20 protein-coding genes and 1 other annotated feature are annotated in these 19661 nt (G+C 39.2%); of the genes, 3 read left to right on the forward strand and 17 right to left on the reverse strand.

Annotated elements, in window-relative coordinates; genetic code table 11:
* Positions 1–27: 27 nt before the first annotated feature.
* From CD31_RS10310 to CD31_RS10320, 3 genes are all read right to left on the reverse strand, one after another.
* Positions 28–822 (reverse strand): MerR family transcriptional regulator, encoded by a 795-nt coding sequence (locus tag CD31_RS10310; RefSeq protein ID WP_036077388.1) that lies wholly within the window; start codon positions 820–822, stop codon positions 28–30.
* Between the two features lie 102 nt (positions 823–924).
* A complete protein-coding gene (locus tag CD31_RS10315) occupies positions 925–1680 on the reverse strand; it encodes an SDR family NAD(P)-dependent oxidoreductase (RefSeq protein WP_036077391.1) in 756 nt (251 codons plus the stop codon).
* Between the two features lie 8 nt (positions 1681–1688).
* Positions 1689–2678, reverse strand: coding sequence for an MBL fold metallo-hydrolase (locus CD31_RS10320; RefSeq protein WP_176408510.1), 990 nt, complete (start codon positions 2676–2678; stop codon positions 1689–1691).
* Positions 2679–2764: 86 nt separating this feature from the next.
* Positions 2765–2979: a binding site (T-box leader), on the forward strand.
* A gap of 46 nt (positions 2980–3025) precedes the next feature.
* Here CD31_RS10320 and proC point away from each other — a divergent pair.
* Complete coding sequence (proC, locus tag CD31_RS10325) at positions 3026–3829, forward strand: pyrroline-5-carboxylate reductase (protein WP_036077393.1); 804 nt, start codon at positions 3026–3028, stop codon at positions 3827–3829.
* A 48-nt stretch (positions 3830–3877) separates the two neighbouring features.
* Complete coding sequence (gene namA, locus CD31_RS10330) at positions 3878–4888, forward strand: NADPH dehydrogenase NamA (RefSeq protein WP_052125366.1); 1011 nt, start codon at positions 3878–3880, stop codon at positions 4886–4888.
* Positions 4889–4937: 49 nt separating this feature from the next.
* Here the strand turns inward: namA and CD31_RS10335 are convergent, their stop codons facing one another.
* Together CD31_RS10335 and CD31_RS10340 are read right to left on the reverse strand one after the other, a co-directional pair.
* The gene (locus CD31_RS10335) at positions 4938–5216 is read right to left on the reverse strand and encodes a YuzB family protein (RefSeq protein WP_081977492.1); all 279 of its coding nucleotides are present in this window, start codon (positions 5214–5216) and stop codon (positions 4938–4940) included.
* A gap of 113 nt (positions 5217–5329) precedes the next feature.
* Entirely contained in the window at positions 5330–6211 is an 882-nt protein-coding gene (locus tag CD31_RS10340; RefSeq protein ID WP_016995068.1) for a LysR family transcriptional regulator, read from the reverse strand.
* Positions 6212–6332: 121 nt separating this feature from the next.
* On the opposite strand from CD31_RS10340, the gene CD31_RS10345 reads away from it, so the two are divergent.
* Entirely contained in the window at positions 6333–7358 is a 1026-nt protein-coding gene (locus CD31_RS10345) for a DUF2332 domain-containing protein (protein ID WP_036077396.1), read from the forward strand.
* A 61-nt stretch (positions 7359–7419) separates the two neighbouring features.
* Here the strand turns inward: CD31_RS10345 and CD31_RS10350 are convergent, their stop codons facing one another.
* From CD31_RS10350 to CD31_RS10405, 12 genes are all read right to left on the reverse strand, one after another.
* A complete protein-coding gene (locus CD31_RS10350) occupies positions 7420–7986 on the reverse strand; it encodes an NADPH-dependent FMN reductase (RefSeq protein ID WP_036077399.1) in 567 nt (188 codons plus the stop codon).
* A gap of 13 nt (positions 7987–7999) precedes the next feature.
* Complete coding sequence (locus CD31_RS10355) at positions 8000–9055, reverse strand: LLM class flavin-dependent oxidoreductase (RefSeq protein WP_036077471.1); 1056 nt, start codon at positions 9053–9055, stop codon at positions 8000–8002.
* Positions 9056–9071: 16 nt separating this feature from the next.
* Positions 9072–10013, reverse strand: a complete 942-nt coding sequence (locus CD31_RS10360) for a ring-cleaving dioxygenase (protein WP_036077401.1) — start codon at positions 10011–10013, stop codon at positions 9072–9074.
* 58 nt (positions 10014–10071) lie between these two features.
* Positions 10072–10515 (reverse strand): MarR family winged helix-turn-helix transcriptional regulator, encoded by a 444-nt coding sequence (locus CD31_RS10365; RefSeq protein WP_036077403.1) that lies wholly within the window; start codon positions 10513–10515, stop codon positions 10072–10074.
* A 99-nt stretch (positions 10516–10614) separates the two neighbouring features.
* The gene (gene cdaS, locus CD31_RS10370) at positions 10615–11235 is read right to left on the reverse strand and encodes a sporulation-specific diadenylate cyclase CdaS (protein ID WP_036077405.1); all 621 of its coding nucleotides are present in this window, start codon (positions 11233–11235) and stop codon (positions 10615–10617) included.
* Positions 11236–11325: 90 nt separating this feature from the next.
* Complete coding sequence (locus CD31_RS10375) at positions 11326–12705, reverse strand: MDR family MFS transporter (protein WP_016993128.1); 1380 nt, start codon at positions 12703–12705, stop codon at positions 11326–11328.
* A 79-nt stretch (positions 12706–12784) separates the two neighbouring features.
* Positions 12785–13366 carry a TetR/AcrR family transcriptional regulator gene (locus CD31_RS10380; protein WP_036077407.1) on the reverse strand — a complete coding sequence of 194 codons (582 nt, stop codon included), beginning with the start codon at positions 13364–13366 and terminating at the stop codon, positions 12785–12787.
* A gap of 114 nt (positions 13367–13480) precedes the next feature.
* Positions 13481–13711: a hypothetical protein gene (locus CD31_RS10385; RefSeq protein WP_009370265.1), complete on the reverse strand. Its 231-nt coding sequence runs from the start codon at positions 13709–13711 to the stop codon at positions 13481–13483.
* A 65-nt stretch (positions 13712–13776) separates the two neighbouring features.
* A complete protein-coding gene (locus tag CD31_RS10390; protein WP_036077410.1) occupies positions 13777–15771 on the reverse strand; it encodes a methyl-accepting chemotaxis protein in 1995 nt (664 codons plus the stop codon).
* A gap of 323 nt (positions 15772–16094) precedes the next feature.
* The gene (rnz, locus tag CD31_RS10395) at positions 16095–17027 is read right to left on the reverse strand and encodes a ribonuclease Z (protein ID WP_036077413.1); all 933 of its coding nucleotides are present in this window, start codon (positions 17025–17027) and stop codon (positions 16095–16097) included.
* Positions 17028–17124: 97 nt separating this feature from the next.
* Positions 17125–17961 carry a class I SAM-dependent methyltransferase gene (locus CD31_RS10400; RefSeq protein ID WP_036077416.1) on the reverse strand — a complete coding sequence of 279 codons (837 nt, stop codon included), beginning with the start codon at positions 17959–17961 and terminating at the stop codon, positions 17125–17127.
* Positions 17958–19457, reverse strand: a complete 1500-nt coding sequence (locus tag CD31_RS10405; protein WP_036077419.1) for a cobyric acid synthase — start codon at positions 19455–19457, stop codon at positions 17958–17960. Before CD31_RS10405 ends, CD31_RS10400 begins: the two co-directional genes overlap by 4 nt.
* Positions 19458–19661 lie beyond the last annotated feature (204 nt).

A 19661-nucleotide genomic window follows, 5' to 3' on the forward strand; every position in this document is an offset into this window, starting at 1 on the left:
TGCTCACAGGTCAAACCCATTTTGCCTTTATTTTATCGGTACATACATTTCTAAAAAAATACGTTCAAGCCCTTCTTCATAAGTCGTAAGCAATAAGTTGATATAAACAAGCCCTAAAAGCTCATAGCCATTTTCCTTAGCTACTTTTCTTATACTAGCCTCTACTTTGTCGTCTGTATTTTTGCCACCCGTAGACCAACGCCCATCTTCAATAACTGTATAAAGACATTTGGGATGCGCTAAAACTTCACCTTTAATTGGATGATCGCTATTTTCTACTTTCCTGACAACCATAAATTTATTTTCTAGCATTCCGCTATCATTGAACCGAATAACTCTTCTTAAAGATGTGAGAATTACCGCTTTCTTTATACTGTCTGCATTTTCTTTTAACGAGTCATATTCATCATAGGCTGTATAATGATCTATTACGCCCATTATTTCTAATGGTTTCATTTCCTTTATAGTATACGTTCCTAAAAATTGGCTAATTTTTTGACAATCCTCTTTTACAAGCTGGAGCTTTTTTAATTGGAGCTTTTTATAAGCTATTTCCTCTAATACTTCTTGTTCCTTTTCTACTAACATTGATTGGATGTCATCTATACGCTTGCCTTTTCTCAATTCCTGAATCTTTTTGATTTCAACATCAATTTCTCTATAAAAATTGATTGTTGTGATATCGTATATATCAAAATGATTGTATATTCTATAGCCATTCTCACTTTTTTGCTGGGGCTTTACTAATCCCTTTTCTTCGTAAAATTTTAAGGTATCTCTAGAAACTCCTAAAAATTTTGCAACTTGACCAATTGTATACATCAAAGTCTCCTTTTCATCGTTTCCTCTTCACTACTATATCTACACGTATATATAAATATGAAAAAAACCGTAGACATGCCCTTGAAGCATGTTTACAGTTCGCTATTTCTTATGAAAAAATGATTTGCCCAACCATTCTATGGTCGCTGGGGCTAATGCATACAATTTACTCGATAATCCCATAATTCTAGGCAGATTCATCTCACGAACAGGACGATCAATCGTTTTCACTGTCTCTTGTGCTACTTCCTCCGCTGACAATAAAAAGCGCCCTAAGGATTCTCGGTAGCCACTTGTATCATTGGCTTTATCTAAAAATGGTGTATCAATGGGACCAGGATGGATGGCTGTCACTTTTACATTGTATGGAGCCAATTCCATACGCAATCCATTGGTAAAACCGACAATAGCATGTTTCGTCGCAGCATAGACACTCGCTTTTGGTGTGGCCACCTTCCCAGCCTGAGAACCAATGAATATTAAATGACCCTGTTTGCGCTCTATCATCTTAGAGGCTAATCGTTTGGCAAGATAAATCGGTACACTAACATTTAATTCGATCATTTGCGCAATATCCTCATCCTGTAAAGCAGGGGCTACAGCAAACTTTCCTACACCTGCTGAAAGAATCGCTACATCAAGCGGTGGTAGCTGGGCACAAACATTATCAAGTGTATGTAGATTGGTTAAATCTGCTTGGATCACTTGAGCACCTAAACGCTCTAGCACCTTTAGTGCAACGGCATTGCGACCTGTGGCATAAACGGTATGCCCTTGAGCTACTAATAATTCAGTTATTTTTAAGCCAACCCCACTTGTAGCTCCTGTCACAAAGATCGTTTTGTTAGGATGTTTCATGTATAAACCTACTTCCTTTGAAATAAATAGATACCTGCTTCTGTCTTCGTTGACGTAATATACTCATTGGCCTCTAGATAATCTAAATGACCAAGTGTTTTAGATAAAGTTAAACCAAGCTGATGCTGGAAGATAGCCGGATACAAGCGTTTTGTTACTTGGACAACTGTTAATTGATCATCGCCTAACAATTCAAAAACCTTCATTGATTGTTGGTGCTGTCGCTCTAATCGTTTATCAATTAACGACGGAATATCCTCTAGCTCTGCTCCATGCCCTGTGTGCATCATTTTGACAGGTAATTGACGTAGAATTTCTAGGGATGCATTATATTGTAGTAAAGATTTTGTACGTCCTACAGTACGATCCAATGGTGGCTCTATTAATGGATTGGGCGTTATTTTTTCAAGCAATAAATCTCCACCAATCACATGATGAGTTTTTTCATCCCAAAAAATGAAATGACTTTGTGCGTGACCTAATGTTTCGATTGCCTTTAATCCTGGATGCCCAGGCACTTCATCTCCATCTGCCAAAATTTGCGTTAATGGTCGTTCCCCTACAAGCTCCAATTCACGACGAACATGGACACTTTTTGTAATATATTCTTGTGGTACTCCATGCTCCAATAAACGTTCACTGTAAAATTGTTCATGATAGCGTAAAAAGTCTTCATCGTGACGAAGCCATTTGTCATTATAGGCATGTCCTAAAATTTCTGCATGTGGAAAAGCATCGACCCATCCCGCATGATCTGGATGATGATGGGTTAACACAACCTGTTCAATATCATGCATGTCAAAGCCTGCTGCTCGAATCCCCCATTTTAAAGCATCATAGGCTTCCATTGTTTTTGGACCAACATCAAAAATGCTAAGTGCATCGCCTTTTACAATAAATGCATTGACATCTCCTACTGCATAGGGTGTTGGTATTTCTATTTTGTATATAGACAAAGTTGTTTCCCCCTTTTCACGCACTTGTGAATACTGATTCATTCTATTTTACAAGTTTTTTCTGTTTTCGTCATCCTCCTGTTGACAGGTTGCCTATTCCTCACTATAATTTTGAATAATCTAATTATTTATGTGCGTTGAAGAAGACGAGTACGTAACTGGTGAAGGTGTTAGAGAGTGTTACATTTGCTGAGAGTAACATCACCCGCTCCCATTACCGAACCTACTTCTGAGCAGTTATGCAAACATAACCGTTCCCCTTGCGATAAGAGGGCTAAGAGTTGTGCCAACAATTGGCAAACAAAGGTGGTACCGCGGAAACGAGAGCGTTTTCGTCCTTCTAGATAAGGACGAGAGCGCTTTTTTATTTTGAACTGGAGGTATTGTTCATGAAAAAAATTTTATTTATCGGTGCAGGCTCAATGGCGGAAGCATTGATGCAAGGCTGGATTAAACAAAAGGTGTTTACACCACAGGAAATTTATGTCACCAATCGCTCTGACAAAGAACGCTTACATTTCTTGCATGAAACATATGGTGTACATTGTGTGTTTGATCATGCGATTTTTCAACAGGCAGATCTGGTTATTTTAGCAATGAAGCCGAAAGATGCTATTGCTGCTATGTGTGATTTAAAGCCTAAACTTACAGCGCACACGGCTGTATTATCTATTTTAGCTGGCATTGCGATTGATACGATTACAGAATTTTTAGGGAGTCGGCCAGTAGCAAGGGTAATGCCAAATACTTCCGCTACAATCGGTATGTCAGCAAGTGGCATTGCATTCAATAACGAGGTAGCTACAGACCAGCGTATCCTTTTCCTCCAGTTATTAGAGGCTGTTGGCTCCGTTATTGAAGTCGATGAGGATCAGTTACATGCTGTCACAGCCCTTTCAGGTAGCGGCCCTGCTTATATCTATTATTTAATGGAAGCTTTTGAACGAGTAGGGACGAAGGTAGGCTTATCGAAAGATACGGTGCGCTTACTGATGACTCAAACACTTGCGGGGACAGCTGAGATGCTCAAGCAGTCATTAGATGAACCAGATGTCTTACGCAAAAAGGTGACAAGTCCTGGTGGCACGACGGAGGCAGGCATACAGGCATTAGAGCAATATCAATTTAATGAAGCCATCGAAGCCTGTATTAAAGAAGCCGAGGCACGATCTCGTTCACTTGCAAATGGGTAGCATTATGTGCAAAATAGAGTGTATCACTAGGAATTAGGAGGCTTTATTTTGAGTAAATTATTCGAACCCTATACATTGCAATCTATCACCTTAAAAAACCGTGTTGTGATGGCCCCTATGTGCATGTACTCAGCACAAGACGATGGCATGGTAACACCCTTTCATTTCGTCCATTATGCAACACGTGCAGCTGGTCAAGTAGGCTTAATCATTTTAGAGGCTACTGGTGTTGTACCAGAAGGTCGTATCTCAAATAAGGATTTAGGGATTTGGGATGATGCACATATCGAAGGATTAAGTCAATTAGTTGAGGGGATGAAAGCGTACGGCGCTAAAACAGGCATCCAGCTTGCACATGCTGGTCGCAAAGCAACAGTAGATGGCGAAATTTTTGCTCCATCAGCTATTGCCTTTAGTTCAGACTATAAAACCCCAACAGAAATGACAGAAGAGGACATTCACTATGTCATCGAGGCATTTAAACAAGCAGCTATTCGTGCCGCAAAGGCTGGCTTTGATGTACTAGAAATTCATGGCGCACATGGCTATTTAATTAGCGAGTTTTTATCACCTGCTACGAATAAACGTCAAGATCAATATGGGGGCTCACAGGAAAATCGATATCGCATTCTACGTCAAGTCATCGATGCTGTTCGCAGTGTATGGGACGGTCCTTTATTGGTACGTGTCTCTGCGGAAGATTATGCGGAAGATGGTACAACAATGGATGACTTTATTGTTTTTAGCCGCTGGATGAAATCTCAGGGTGTTGATTTAGTTGATGTGTCAACAGGGGGCGTTGTACCAGCAGCCATCAATGTTTTTCCAGGCTATCAGGTACCACATGCAGAAGCAATTAAGCATGGGGCCGATCTACCTACTGGTGCAGTTGGTCTGATTACCACAGCCATTCAAGCCGAAGAGATACTCCAAAATAATCGTGCAGATTTAATATTCTTAGCGCGTGTTTTATTACGAGACCCTTACTGGGCACTACATGCAGCTAAAGAGCTTGGAGAAGACGTGCAGCCTCCCGTACAATACGTTCGTGGTTGGTAATTTCATTTCCATCAAAAAACAGCTTGTGATCCAGCAAGCTGTTTTTTCATTAGAAAAGTGGATTTTGTTTTAATTCTTCATCAATAGCCTGTACCAATGTCTCTGCGTCATCTGCTGTCACAACTTCTCCATTTACTATGGCAAAAATACCTTGCTCACAGATTTCACAATGGGATGTACAACCAGACTCCTCTATCTCAATATCATCCCGTTCTATTAATACATCATACGCATCTGCCGCACCAAGTGCTAAATTAGTGATACAAAACTCCACTCTATTTTTTAGCTGCTGTGGTTCTTTCTTTTTTTTAAAAAGAGAAAATACCATGTTTATTGCCCCCCCTACTCTCTAAAAACGATCATACCACAATTCGATAAACTCTATGAAAACCCTTACACAGAACACCATCATTTCATTATCATTTTTGACCATCTTGTGAATTATAAATAATTTCTAGTTTGTAATAAATCTACTAATCCATCTGGCACTTGTGTAGATTCCTTATAAAACAAGTATACGGGTACACTCGGTAATGGGAAATCTTCAAAAGGAACTATATTAAACCTGCCCTCCATGCGTTCTTTTCTTACAATCATACGAGGTAAAAACGACAACCCTAAACCATCCTTTATTAGCCTTTTCACCACATAGGATTGAGAAATGGATACTTGCTTCGTTAAAACATATTTTTCTCGTAATTTACGTAATAGCTCTCCCCAAATTGTTGGATGATGGTGCGTAAATAAAGTATACGTTTGAAATAACTCCTCATAATCAATATACGTGCCTGTTTCATCATCATAGGCATCAAGGGGAATTACTAACTCTAATGGGCTATCGATCAGCAGTTCTTGATGCCAATGTCGATAACGTGTTGGTAATAATGAAATGCCAATATGAGCTTGATCCTGATTGACTAAATCCTCTATTTTAGCTGAATCCTCTACTAAAATTGAGATCTCAATTGAAGGGTTATCATTGATAAATTGATAGATCACATGTGGTAGAATCGTTTCAACCATTAACGGGGTCATAGCAATCATAACCTTTTCTTGAATACCTTTACTTGCTAATCGAATCCGTTCAATGCTTAGTTCCCACTGTTTGACCATTTCCTGTGCCTCTACTTGAAAAAGCCTTCCAGTGTCTGTTAATTGCACACGATTTTTTTCACGCTTAAATAATTGTACATGTAGAAATTCCTCTAACTGCTGAATATGAACCGTTATACTTGGCTGGGATAAATGAAGTTGTTCCGCTGCTGTACGAAAATTACAGGTCTGGGCTGCGACGATAAAAGACTGTAACCATTTATATTCCAAAACCTCACCTCATTGATTAATAATCTTAATTAAATTTATTAAATATATTTAATTTACTAAATTATACAATAAGAATAGACTAATGATGAACTAGATTATGTATGCAAAAGGAGCGAAGCATATGCAGCACACGATATTAAGTCGTCAATTTCAGATGTTTGCACAACAGGAATGTCAAGGCTCAAGCCCGCTGTATGAACATTTAGCAAATAAAATTGCCGATGATGAAGATTTGTTAGATATTGCCTCCTTGATCCCACAGGGTCAGCCTGCACCCAATTTATTGTTGGCAGCAGTTCATTATTTATTAGCTACATCCAATGATCCTTTGACAAATTATTATGCATCTTTCACACCTTTCCCGCATCCAATACAGGAGGTGTTCCCTATTTTTAAAGCATTTGTACTGTCACATACAAATGAATTAACGACATTGTTTCAAGAAAAGCTTGTACAAACAAATGAAATTCGACGTTGTGCGTATCTCTACCCAATGATGACTGAAATCTACGCCAAACATCAACAACCATTGGCTTTCATCGAAATTGGCGCAAGTGCAGGTCTTCAGCTTGGTATGGATCACTACAATTATTGCTATAACCAACACGTAGCGATTACTAATACTAAGAATGATATGGTGTTGATCTCAGAAAATCGTGGTGAAACATTGCCTGCCTCTTTGTCAAAGCCTCCTGTTGTTTGGCAGAGAATAGGAATCGATTTACACCCAATTGATCTTGGTAATAAAGAAGAAAGTCAATGGCTTCAAGCGTTAATTTGGCCTGAACATCATGAACGTAGAATGTTATTCAATCAGGCTCTTCCCATCATCAATCAATTAGATATTCAGTTGGTAAAAGGGGATGTGATTCAACTGATTAAAGAGCTTAGTCGAACAATAGAGCAAGAGGCGATGTTAGTGATTTATCATACACATGTCGCAAATCAAATACCAATTGAATTACGTCATACATTAATAGAGCAATTAAAAGAAATTAGCCTGGAGCGACCTCTTTATCATTGCTATAACAATTTATTTGATACAAAACTTCATCAAGATTTTATAGATCAAGGCACTATAGAATCCATTCGTACAATGGCGCGTCCAGATGGGCATGCACGATGGTTTGAATGGTCAAATAGCTAGCCTTTGACATAAAAAGAAACGCTGTGTCAGACTACTTACACAGCGTTTCTTCTATTAATCTTTAAAAATCATATTCAGCATCTTTTTTGGCTCGAATTTCTGCAAAAGCCTCTGTAACCATCACGGTATCCTCCGCTAACCGTTCTAAACGAAAAAGGACATCATCATTGACAATTTCTTTTCGTAAAAAATCCTTTTCTTCTATAAATACATAGGTCGGTACGATGTGCGCTTTCATATAAGCAAGGATCGGCTTTAGTTGCTGTTCCACCATTAAATAATGCTTGGATGTACCCGCTGTAACAATAACACTGACGACTTTATCGCGGAAGGCATTGACAGGTAAAAGGTCAAAGATGTTTTTTAATGTAGCTGGTATAGATGCTTGGAATGTTGGCGTCCCAAGAACGATTGCATCTGCAGCCATAAGGGTTTCCGTCACATATTTTGTATCGCCTTCATATTCAAAGTAATTACGTCCATCACTAAAAACTAGCTGATAGTCAGCAAGATCTAGTAATGTTACTTCATGCTGTGGGTATTTTTCTTGTAACATCTCGACCATTTTTTGCGTAGCTGTTCTTGTTTTTGAGCCGACAATAGAACCCGCAAGCGCGACAATTTTCATAATGAGCCACTCCTTATTTTGCTGTGTGTTTTTTTATCGCTGGAATTATATCATTACCAATGATTTCAATATTTTTCATCAATTTTTCGAATGGTACGCCACCAAAATCGATTTGTGCCATAAAGCGTTGCATGCCATATAGTTCGTATTGATAAAGTAGTTTTTCAATAATTTGCTCTTTACTGCCCACCATTAAAGCATCACGTGTATCAGGCGCTTGTGCAAATTGTTGCTTTGGATAGCCCCCACCACGAATAGCTTGGAAACCACCGTTTAAATGTGGATACATGCCCTGCAATGCCTCTTTTGTTGTGTCTGCTACATAAAACAAGCTTGTTGTGGCAATAGGTAATTCATTTGGGTCAAAGCCTTTGCGCTCTGCCGCTTCGCGATAGGCATCCACAGATGGTTTAAAGTTGATAGCAGGGCCACCTAATGTTGTAAGCATCATCGGAATGCCCATATATCCTGCTTTAATGGCGCTGGCAGGTGGTCCACCCACCGCACGCCATATTGGCAACGAGCCGTTTTTTGGCTGCGGTAAAATTTGTGCATGGTGGAGAGGTGCTCTAAATTGCCCTTCCCAAGTCACAAGCTCCTCGTCATTGATTTTCATAAGAAGCTCTAATTTTTCCTCAAAGATTTCTTCATAATCTTGTAAATCAACACCTAGTAAGTGATAGGCACCGACACGGGAGCCACGTCCCGCTACAATTTCTGCACGACCATCTGATAATAAATCAATTGTGGCAAAATCCTCATATACTCGTACAGGGTCTGAAACACTTAATACCGTTGCTGAGCTAGACAATTTAATAGTCGAAGTTGCTTGTGCAATAGCACCTAACACGACCGTATGTGCCTGTGTTGTAAAATAAGATTGATGACTTTCACCTATGCCGAATACATCAATCCCAGCTTGCTCCGCTAATTGACTTGCCTCAACTAGCTCTTTTAGTCGCTGCTGAGCAGAAATACGCTCGCCTGTTAGTGGATTAGGGATATGATCACCTAAAGAGTACAGCCCAAATTCGAGCCCTTTTGTTTGATCTATACGATATTTTTCCATCATGTGCTATCTCTCCTTATTCGAGTGGTTCTAAAATGGCTTCAATTTCTGAACGTCTCTCTTCTAAAAATGGCGGGAGGTCTAACTCTTTGCCAAGTTCTTCGACTGCTGAATCTACCGTAAACCCTGGCCCATCTGTCGCCATTTCAAATAAAATACCGTTACGATCTCTAAAATATAGACTTTGGAAATAATAACGATCAACCACACCAGTACTATCCAATCCTTGCTCCTTAATTTTGGTATCCCATTGCTGTAATTCTTCAACAGTTGCTACACGTAAGGCAAGATGATGAATACTGCCTTTACCAGGTTTCTCGCTAGGTCCTTCTAATTCTTTGACAACAATCTCGCCATGCACTTCCCCTTCTATCGATTGTAGGACCATTTCCTTGTCCTTTTCTGCAATAACTGTATAGTGAAATAAATCTTGTAATAAATTGACCGTTCTTTGTAAATAGCGCACAGTGATTTCAATCGTTCCCATGCCTAAAATACGATGTTCCTCCGGTATATCATTTCCATCCCATGGTTGCCATTGAGCAGGCGTTTCTTGTCCTTGATGGTTTAACAATACCATCCGTAAACCTTCATGATCTTCAAAAAATAAAGCCTCTTTACCTGCATAAGTAGTGATATCGCTATGTTTAACCTCTAGCTGCTGAAAGCGTTCTTTCCAATATAGTAGGCTTTCGAAGCTAGGTACAAGTAAGCCAATACGTGTAATAGCATTCGTCCCTCGCACTGTACGTCCTGCAACAGGCATTTCAAAAAATGTTAATTCTGTACCTGCTGCACCTGTTAAGTCTCCATAAAACAAGTGATACATGGAAGGTGAGTCTTGATTCACCGTTTTCTTCACACGTCGTAACCCTAAAATAGTTGTGTAGAAGTGATTATTCTGTTTACCATTTTTCGTTAGCATTGATATATGATGGTGTCCGCTTAATTTGTTCATCCTAATTGTTCCTCCTCATCATTTTCACTTGACTAAGCAAGTGATTTCACAAAAAAAATTACACGGGCGGCAATTTTTTTTCTCGGCTATGTTTTTCAAGCTTTGTCATCGCAATATATAAAGATTTTATTTCCTCAGCTGTTAATACTTCTTCAAAAAATGAAGACTGGAAGTGAAGTTGACTCGGTGTTGCCGCATCAATCAATTGCTCCCCTTTTGATGTCAATGAAATGGTTTTTGTCTTCCAATTTTGTTTACGCTCGATTAGTCCCTCTTTTTCTAGTCGGGCAAGCATACGAGACATGCCACCTTGCGTTACAGTTACTTTTTCTGCTAATTGACACTGTGTAATCGGGGCATATGTTTTGATTTGGATTAACACATCAAATTGAGCTGTCGTTAAGTCGAAACGCTTTAAAAATTCATTCGATAATTGATTACTTTGCGTTGTAAAACGCATCATACGAATCCACGTTAGGGTACCTAATGTATGATTTCTCATGACTTCATCCTCCCTTCAGTTATCACTTTACCACGCAAGTGACACTTCCGCAAGAAAAATATCTTGAATTCGAGATATTTTTTCACATAGGGAGACTCCCTATATAATGCCAGGTGTTGTAACAGGATATAAATTCCCTTTAAGAGCAAAAGATATTCTACCCGTTTCTTCTGATACAACCATTATCAGTGCATCACTTACTTCACTCAATCCCAGCGCAGCACGATGTCTTGTACCTAATTTCTTTTCCCCTGTATAACGCTCTGATAATGGCAGTACATTTGCTGCTGACTCAATTTGATTTTGATTGACAAGTACTGCGCCATCGTGAAGTGGATTACCAGGGAAGAAAATTGACTCTAATAAAGAATGGGTTAAATCTGCCCCAATATGAATACCAGGCTGAATCAGATTCTCTAAAGTATCCTTTCGTTGGATGACAATTAAACCACCATGTCTTCTCAAAGACATATTTTGCACACTGTGTGATAGCTCTGGATACTTTTCAGTAAACGGGGAAAGATAACAATTTAAATAGAACGTTGCAGCTTTCATTTCAATTGTCATAAACTTCTCTTTAATTTTCTCAAAATTACCGAGGAGACAATTTGTATCTGTATCCATTTCCTGCACACTGTGCTGTAAGGACAGGATCACTTGGAGAAGCTCATCTTTTAATGTTTCTTTCATTGGTGAAAAATCACAATTTGTTGGATTCACAAAAAGCACCTCTCTTTTTTTAAATTGTGAAGCCTCTTCTTCTTTTAGTTTCTCTACATAGGTTATTTTTATGCATATGAGAAAAGAAGGTTATCGAGTTGGTTGTTCCTTCTTTACATACAGAGACAATAGTAGTCCAATGCTACTTAAAATCGTTGTGGCGATAAAAGCAGTTCGAATACCATTTAGCATCGCATCAGCTACTCCTAACTCATGTTGTAAAGTAGTCACAGTACTCATGATCGTTACAAGTAAGGCCGTTACTAATGCACCCCCAACCATACGCAATGTACTGTTCATCGCTGTTGCATGGGCCATTAAATGTGTAGGTAACGCATTCATGCCAGCCGTTGTCAGAGGCATCATAATCATTGATATTCCAAAGGAAATCATCGTAAACAGCCCTGCCAGTAGCCAAAGTTTCGTGTTCAATGAGATCGTTATCAGCAGACTTGTGCCAAGGAAAATACATGTGAATCCTACTACTGCTAAGCCTTTCCCTCCAACTTTATCAAAAATCTTACCCGTCACTGGAGACATAAAGCCCATCACTAGAGCACCAATTAATAAAACTAATCCTGTTTCAAGTGCAGAAAGTTGACGTACGTTTTGAATATAAAAAGTTAATAGTATTTGCGTACCAATCATAATGGCATAGACCAAACTTGATAGGAAGGTTGTGATCGAGAACATAGTAGATTGAAAGACACGAAATTCTAGCATGGGTTTGGGTAATCGTAGCTGACGCCTAATAAATAAAGCCAACATCGTCCCACCCATCCCTAATGTGACAGCAACCTGTATGGATTGGAAACCAGCTGTTCCTGCAATACTAAAGCCATATAACAAGCCTCCCCAACCTAATGAAGAGAACACGATAGAAAGAGTGTCTAACTGCTCTTCTTTTTTAGACGTTACATTTTTCATAAAAATCGTCGCTACTGTCAATACCACGACTGAAACAGGGAGGACAGTAAAAAATAAATGCCGCCATGTAAGATGTTCTAAAATCCAGCCAGATAATGTTGGGCCAACTGCTGGCGCAAAACCTGTGACTAAACCAGCTAGCCCCATAATCGAACCCCGCTTTTCTTTTGGATACATCGTTAATAAAATCGTTTGCATTAACGGCATAATCACCCCTGCTCCCGCTGCTTGAATAACTCTTGCGATAAGCAAAATTGTAAAGGTTGGTGCAAAGGCGCCTAAAAATGTACCGATACTAAATAAGGTGAGGGCAACGATTAGCAGCAATCGATTTGAAAAACGACCAATTAAAAAAGCTGTAATGGGTATGAGTATTCCATTCGTCAATAAATATACCGTCGTGAGCCATTGTGCTAAATTAGCATGAATCTTGAAATCTTCCATAATGGGCGGCATCGCTATGAGTAATAAAGTTTGGTTGAGAATAGACACAAATGCGGCGGATAGTAAAATTGCTACTATCACATTTCTTTTTTCCTTCATGTTGAATCCCCTTTAATTTGTTAGTTAGTTATAACTAACATTTTATTTAAAAATATATGAAAGTTTTGAGAGTGGAGCATTAAATACAGACTCCACCCACAAAAGTAGCTACTAAATGATGAACAAAACTTTCCTTTTGTTTTTTTAAAAAATGTTCATCCCATAATGCATTGGATACAAAGAAACCAAAAAGGCTCGTTAAAAAAACAGTGGCCTGCCCATTTGTATCAATATCCTTCATCTTTCCCTGTTCGATTTGTGCTTGAAAATAACCTTCCAATAATTTTAGTAATTGTTTGGTTTGGTTATCCGAAATAAGATCCATTACTCCAGATAGTATACTCCTATCTTGTGTAGTAATGAGAAATATCGCTTTATTTTTTTCCATAAAAGCTAGATAAGCGTTAGCAATTTGCTGTAAGTCATTCACTAGATTTCCTGATAAATCTTGAGCAAATAACTGTTCAAAGTATGGAATATAAGAATGTCTATCGAGTACAGCTTGTAGAATCCCCATTTTTGTTTCAAAATGGCGAAAAACAGTCATTTCACTCACTCCAGCAGTTAAAGCAATGTCTTTTACAGAGACATTGGAGTAGCCCCTTTCAGTCATTAAGCTTGTTGCAGCAGCAAGAATTTTATCCTTTGTATCTTTTTTCATTTTACACGCCCTCTAAATGTTAGTTATGACTAACAAAAATATAGAGGATTAAACCCAATTTGTCAAAAAAAATGTGTTGTTATTAGAACATCCTCTAATAACAACACTTGTGAGTTACATATGCCCTGCTCGAATTTTCTTTACGATGCTGAAAGTCGTGTAGGCAGCAGCGGGTGCTAATACGACAATAAAAATAATCCACACAGTTAAATTATTTGTCGCTTTTAATGTTTCATAATTTGTCATGACAAAAATAATTAGACCGAATAATAGTAAATAGCTCAGCACATTTGGAAAAATGACGATTAATCGCAATAATGCTGGCGGCATCTTTTGTTGATTCATTTAAACCACACCCCTTTTTTCAATTATACGGGAATCTAGTGATTTATCGTACTATATTTTTCCTTTTATACTTTATATTTGCCTGCTGATAGTTGGAGATTTTCCGCTGTTGTATTCAATTGATCGATAAATGCGGTCATACTTTCCATATTTTCCGCTTGATGCTTAGCCTTTTGGGCAACGGCATCAACACTTTGCGATGTTTGCTTAGCCAAGAGCGAAACATCTTCCATGGTAGCTGTTACTTCCTCTGTACTTGCAGCAATTTCTTCGGTGGAGCTTGATACTAAATCCACTTGTGTTGCTAACACCTGTACATCATTATGAATGCCTTCAAACGAGTGCTGTGCTTGTTGTACAATTACACGTCCTGCATGTAATACATCTGCTGTCGCTTGGATGGTTGCTACAATATTGGCTGTTTCCTTTTGGACATTTATCACCACCTGTGTAATTCTATCCGCCGCACTCTTAGAATCTTCTGCTAATTTACGAACTTCTTCAGCTACAACCGCAAAGCCTTTCCCCGCTTCACCTGCTCGCGCCGCTTCGATAGATGCATTCAATGCCAGTAAATTCGTTTGATCAGAGATCCCCGTAATCACATTGGTAAATTCCCCAATCATAGTAGATAATTTTTCAAGTTCCTGTGTTCCAATCACCGCAAAATTTGTTTTCTCATGAATCGTCACTAATTGCTTTTGTAAGGACTGCATAATTTGTAATCCATTATCTGCGTTTTCCTCGGTATTACGCGAAATACTAGAAATTTCTGCTATAGATTCCGAAATATATTGAATACTGCGTGCCAATTCCTCCATTGAGTGTGCACTGTCAGCCGTATTATTCTGTTGGGCAAAGGAGGCCTGAGCGACCTGACTTGATTCTCCTTGGATAATTGCGGCTGATTCAAGTGTTTCATGAGCATTTTCTTGAATGGTATAGGTAGCTTCTTTTATTTGATTGGCCCCTTGCTTTAATTCATACATAATTTGTTGGAAATTATCCATCATCCCATTAAATGAAGTCACTAATTGGCCAATTTCATCCTTGGCATTGATCGGAATGCGCTTCGTTAAATCCGCTTCACCTTTACTAATTTCCTCTAAAGAATTTCGAACGCTTAAAATACGAGCTACTTGTTTGGAAATAGATAGACCTGTAGTGAAGAAAATCACACAAACTACGATCAACGAAGCCACAATTGTACCTACTAAAATATGCGATAGTACGGCATTGGATACAATAATCGCTAAGTATGTACCGTTCGATAATGGTTTCACATATTGCGTGACACGTGTGCCATCATAGCGCCCTGAAAATTCAGTCGACTTTTGTGCTGAAAATTGGGCTGGCTCAAAACCTATATCGGCTAAATCTTGATCTGCTGTAGCGGCAATGGCTTGGCCTTTTTCATCTACAATCGCAGCAAATAATACGGTCGAGGATAAATAGTTATCCAGTTGATCGATATAGGATTCACTGCCGATACTTGCTTCTAAGTCTAGTAGCTGCTGTCCATGGCGAGCTACCTGTACAATTTGTGGTGTTGCTGGATTCCAGCTACCTACCCCGACAAATTTGAAAAATTGATCATCGACATCGCGAATCTGTGCTTTTTGGACAATTTCTTTCGCTCTACCGTCTAAGAGTTGCATATACTCTGCCGCTTGTCCGTTTGGATCAGCGCCAAAGTTAAAATCAACAGTTGGAGCTACTGATGTCACCGTTGTATTCCCTTTATCATCTGTACTCCAAATCTCATCGATGCCACCTCGCTCAGCAATGGCCTTTAAATCCTCATATGTAGCACCTTTGTCAATGATGTAAGAAGCCATTACAGATTCGGCAATCATTTCTTTTTCCATGATTTCTTCCGCTTTTTCTCTAGATTGAATCGCTCCTTCCATCCCCATGACAATGGAGTTGGCGATTGCTTCTCCATTGTTTTTTGCACTTTTATATGTAGCTTGATAAATATAAATAGAAAATGCCGTTATAATGAACACCACAATGCCCATAATCTCCAGAAGCATTTTCCATTTCATTGACTTTCTCATGATGAGATCCCCCTAAAAATTACGATTATTTCCACTTCATCATACAATATCACTTCCATATATTTCATTAACTATTTATTAAATATAAAATAATAAGTTTTGAAGTAGTTTAAATTGTCATTAATTTGTAAAAATTTCGAAATAGAAAATCAGATAGGAAAAATTTAACTATTTTGTACGAGTAGAGGCATGCAAAAAAGGATATTTCTCATGAGTGAACAGTAATATTTAAACAAAATTAGCTATAAACCTTTAGGATGATAAACTAAAAACATCTATTAGAAGAATCTCCTCTAATAGATGTTTTTTATTTTATAATTATATCAGAATAATTTATTGTGTTGCCATGTATAGACGGCTTGATCAGCTGTTAGGAATGTATTCGGAAAAATCCCCTGTGCTTCAGCTAAAAATTGAGGTAAGTCATATGGGAGAAAACGTGCGCTTAAATGATTTAATAATAAATAGTGTGCACCAGCTTGCTGTGCGACTTTTGCAGCCTCCACATTTGTTGCATGACCATAGCTTGCTGCTAAATCTGTTGTTGTACCATCAAAAGTCGCTTCATGGACAATGATATCAGCACCCATTGATAATTGGATCGCTTCTTCACAATATTTCGTATCACCTAAAACTGACAACGTAAAGCCCTTTTTGGCTGGTGCCACCACGTCTTTTGCAAGTACCACATCACCATTTTCAAGTACAATATCGTGGCCATTTTTTAATTGCCCTAGCAAAGGTCCCTTTGGAACGCCAAGTGCCTGCGCTTTGTCAATTAATAATTCGCCTGGTAAATCCTTTTGTTCAATACGATAACCATAGCAAGGTACAACATGGCGCAATTCCTTAGCATGAATTGTAAAATGAGCATCCTCATAAATAATGCCTTCTTGTACTTCTACAAAGCGCAAAGGATATGTTAAATGGGTTTTTGATAGGGCCAATGTTTGTTCAATCCACTGCTGTAAGCCAGATGGCCCGAAGATCGTTAGCGGCTCATCCCCACCCTGAAAGGAACGTGAGCTTAAAAAGCCTGGAAGTCCAAAAATATGATCCCCATGTAAATGTGTAATAAAAATTTTTGTCACTTTCCGTGGCTTTAACGACGTATGAAGGATTTGATGCTGTGTCGCCTCCCCACAGTCAAATAGCCACATTTCACTCACTTCATCTAATAGCTTTACCATCAGAGCACTTGTATTTCGTTCTTTTGAAGGCATGCCTGCGCCTGTCCCTAGAAAATGTAGCTGCACATATGCCACCTCACTTCTTATTTATATCGTTTTATTGTACCTTATCCATTCCCATAAGAAAAACCTTTGGTGTACAGTTTCTCCAAAGGTTTCTTAATTATTTTGGTTGCCATGACACAAGCGCTGCATGAAAATCATGACGATAATAATAACGTCCATCCTTTTCTTCGATAAAAGGTAGCAGTGATTCCTCTACATGGGCTCGCTGAAAATTCGTCGTTAGGATTTTTTTACTCTGTGTTGCCACAAGCTGCTCATAGCTTTCATATTCATAGACACGCTCGAGCGGGATAATCTGACAATCCGCGTAAATATCCATTTCATAGAGTAGATTCAAAAACTCGATATAATCTCTGCGGGGAAATTTAATGTCATAACCATATTTTTCATACAATTGTTCATAGTGTGGCTGGATGGGCCCTGTCGTCATCCCAATGATGGCCCGCTTCTTCGCCAGCCGATTCATGTGATATAAAGCTGCTTTGATTTCATACATGCGGTAAAAACAATTCACGCCCAGGACGATATCATGTGGTTCAATCTCATCATCCTCTAAGCTTTCCCACTTCGCATGAATATAGGAAACGTGCTCCTCCTGCGGCATACACTGTTGTAAGTAATTCAAAATGCTTTCAGAGCTATCCACACATGTAAGCTTGCTTACTTTATCAGCTAATGGAAATGTATAATTGCCCCATCCAGGACCAATTTCTAATACAGAATGCTGAGGTTCAATCTTTTTTTGAAGCTCCTGAAAAATCAATGCAGCATAAGGATCTGTTTGTCCCACTTTTTTACGTGCCACGGATTGCGCCCAAAATTGCTCCTCTAGCTGATCATTCACCATTCGTTCAGGCATATTGCCATGCCAGTCCTTCATACCTTCCTGCCATAATGCCTCATAGTTAATGGCTAACGGTCCTTTTCTCGTCATATAGATACCTCTAACGATAATAATTCATATATTTTTTTCATATCAAGATTTGCTCGTACATGGTCAGCTAACATATTATAGGCATCTTCTCTTCGTTCTGCGTCACTTTTCACATCACTCGGTAAAGCTGCTAGCCCTTTTTTCACTCGTATTTCATTGACAAGTTGACGGGTAAAGGTACGATTATGGAACAAGCCGTGGAAATACGTGCCAATCACTTGCTCATCTTGACTAACCGCACCATCTTCTCTTCCATCCTCTAACAGTAAAAACGGTGATACCGCATCACGTAAAATTTTTGTACGCCCTAGATGGATTTCATAGCCTGTCAATGTGTCCTGCCCTCTTACGCCTGTCATTTGCACCGTTTTTTTATTGCCTACAAAAATGGTTTCCATCGGCAATAGCCCAAGACCATCTGCAGATTCACCATTCCCCTCCACTGCTTCTGGATCAAGTAATGTTTCACCAAGCATTTGGAAACCGCCACAAATGCCAATAATTTTAGTACCGCATTCACGTAAATGTGTAATGGCTTGATCGAAGCCCTGTGCTTTTAGCCAAGCTAAATCATCCATTGTACTTTTCGTTCCTGGCAGAATGAGTAAATCGGGTGTACCTAGTTCATTGACATGACCAATTAAACGTACACCCACCTCTGGCTCATCGAAAAATGGATCAATATCGGTGAAGTTTGAAATACGTGGTAAACGAATCATGGCTACATCTACAGCAAATTCGCCTGGCTTTGGTTTTTTAAAACGTAGTGACGATAATGCAAGAGAATCCTCTGCTTCAATATTGACCTCGACATAAGGAATCACACCAAGTACTGGAATACCCGTTTCGCGCTCCACCCATGCCAAACCATCATCCAGTAACTCACGCATGCCTCTAAATTTATTAATAATTAATCCCTTAACACGTGCTCGTTCTTCCTCATCTAACAATGCCAGTGTCCCAACAATCGAGGCAAAGACCCCGCCACGATCAATATCAGCAACGAGGACCACCGCTGCATCTGCTAAGTGAGCCATTCGCATATTAGCAATATCGCGATCCTTTAAGTTAATTTCTGCTGGGCTACCAGCTCCCTCTAGAACAATGACATCATATGTATTTTGTAGCGTGCGTACTGATTTTTCTACGATTGGCATCGCTTCTTGCACAAAATTATTGCGGTAGCTTTTGGCATCCATATTTAAAAAATGTTTACCATGAACGATAACCTCTGACATCATATCTTGCTTCGGTTTCAGCAGGATAGGATTCATATCAGTCGTTGCAACAACACGAGCCGCCTCGGCCTGTACCCCTTGGGCGCGGCCGATTTCACCGCCATCTTTCGTAACAAATGAATTAAGAGCCATATTTTGTGATTTAAATGGGACTACCTTCAGTCCATCATCTGAAAATATACGACATAGTGCGGTACAAATCATACTTTTTCCAACATCGGAAGCTGTTCCTTGAATCATGATTGATTTTGCTGGCATAGTCACTCTCCTCTGTAATGTTCGGCGTCGCTCCGCGGGTATATCATGGCAAAGCGCGGGTATTTCCCTTCACTTCGCGGGTATTCCATGGCGAAGCGCGGGTATTTCTCTTCACTCCGCGGGTATTCCATGGCAAAGCGCGGGTATTTCCCTTCACTCCGCGGGTATTCCATGGCGAAACGCGGGTATTTTTCATTCAGCCAT

It is taken from the genome of Lysinibacillus boronitolerans JCM 21713 = 10a = NBRC 103108 (assembly GCF_000772935.1).
In the GTDB taxonomy this organism is placed as follows: Bacteria; Bacillota; Bacilli; order Bacillales_A; family Planococcaceae; genus Lysinibacillus; species Lysinibacillus boronitolerans.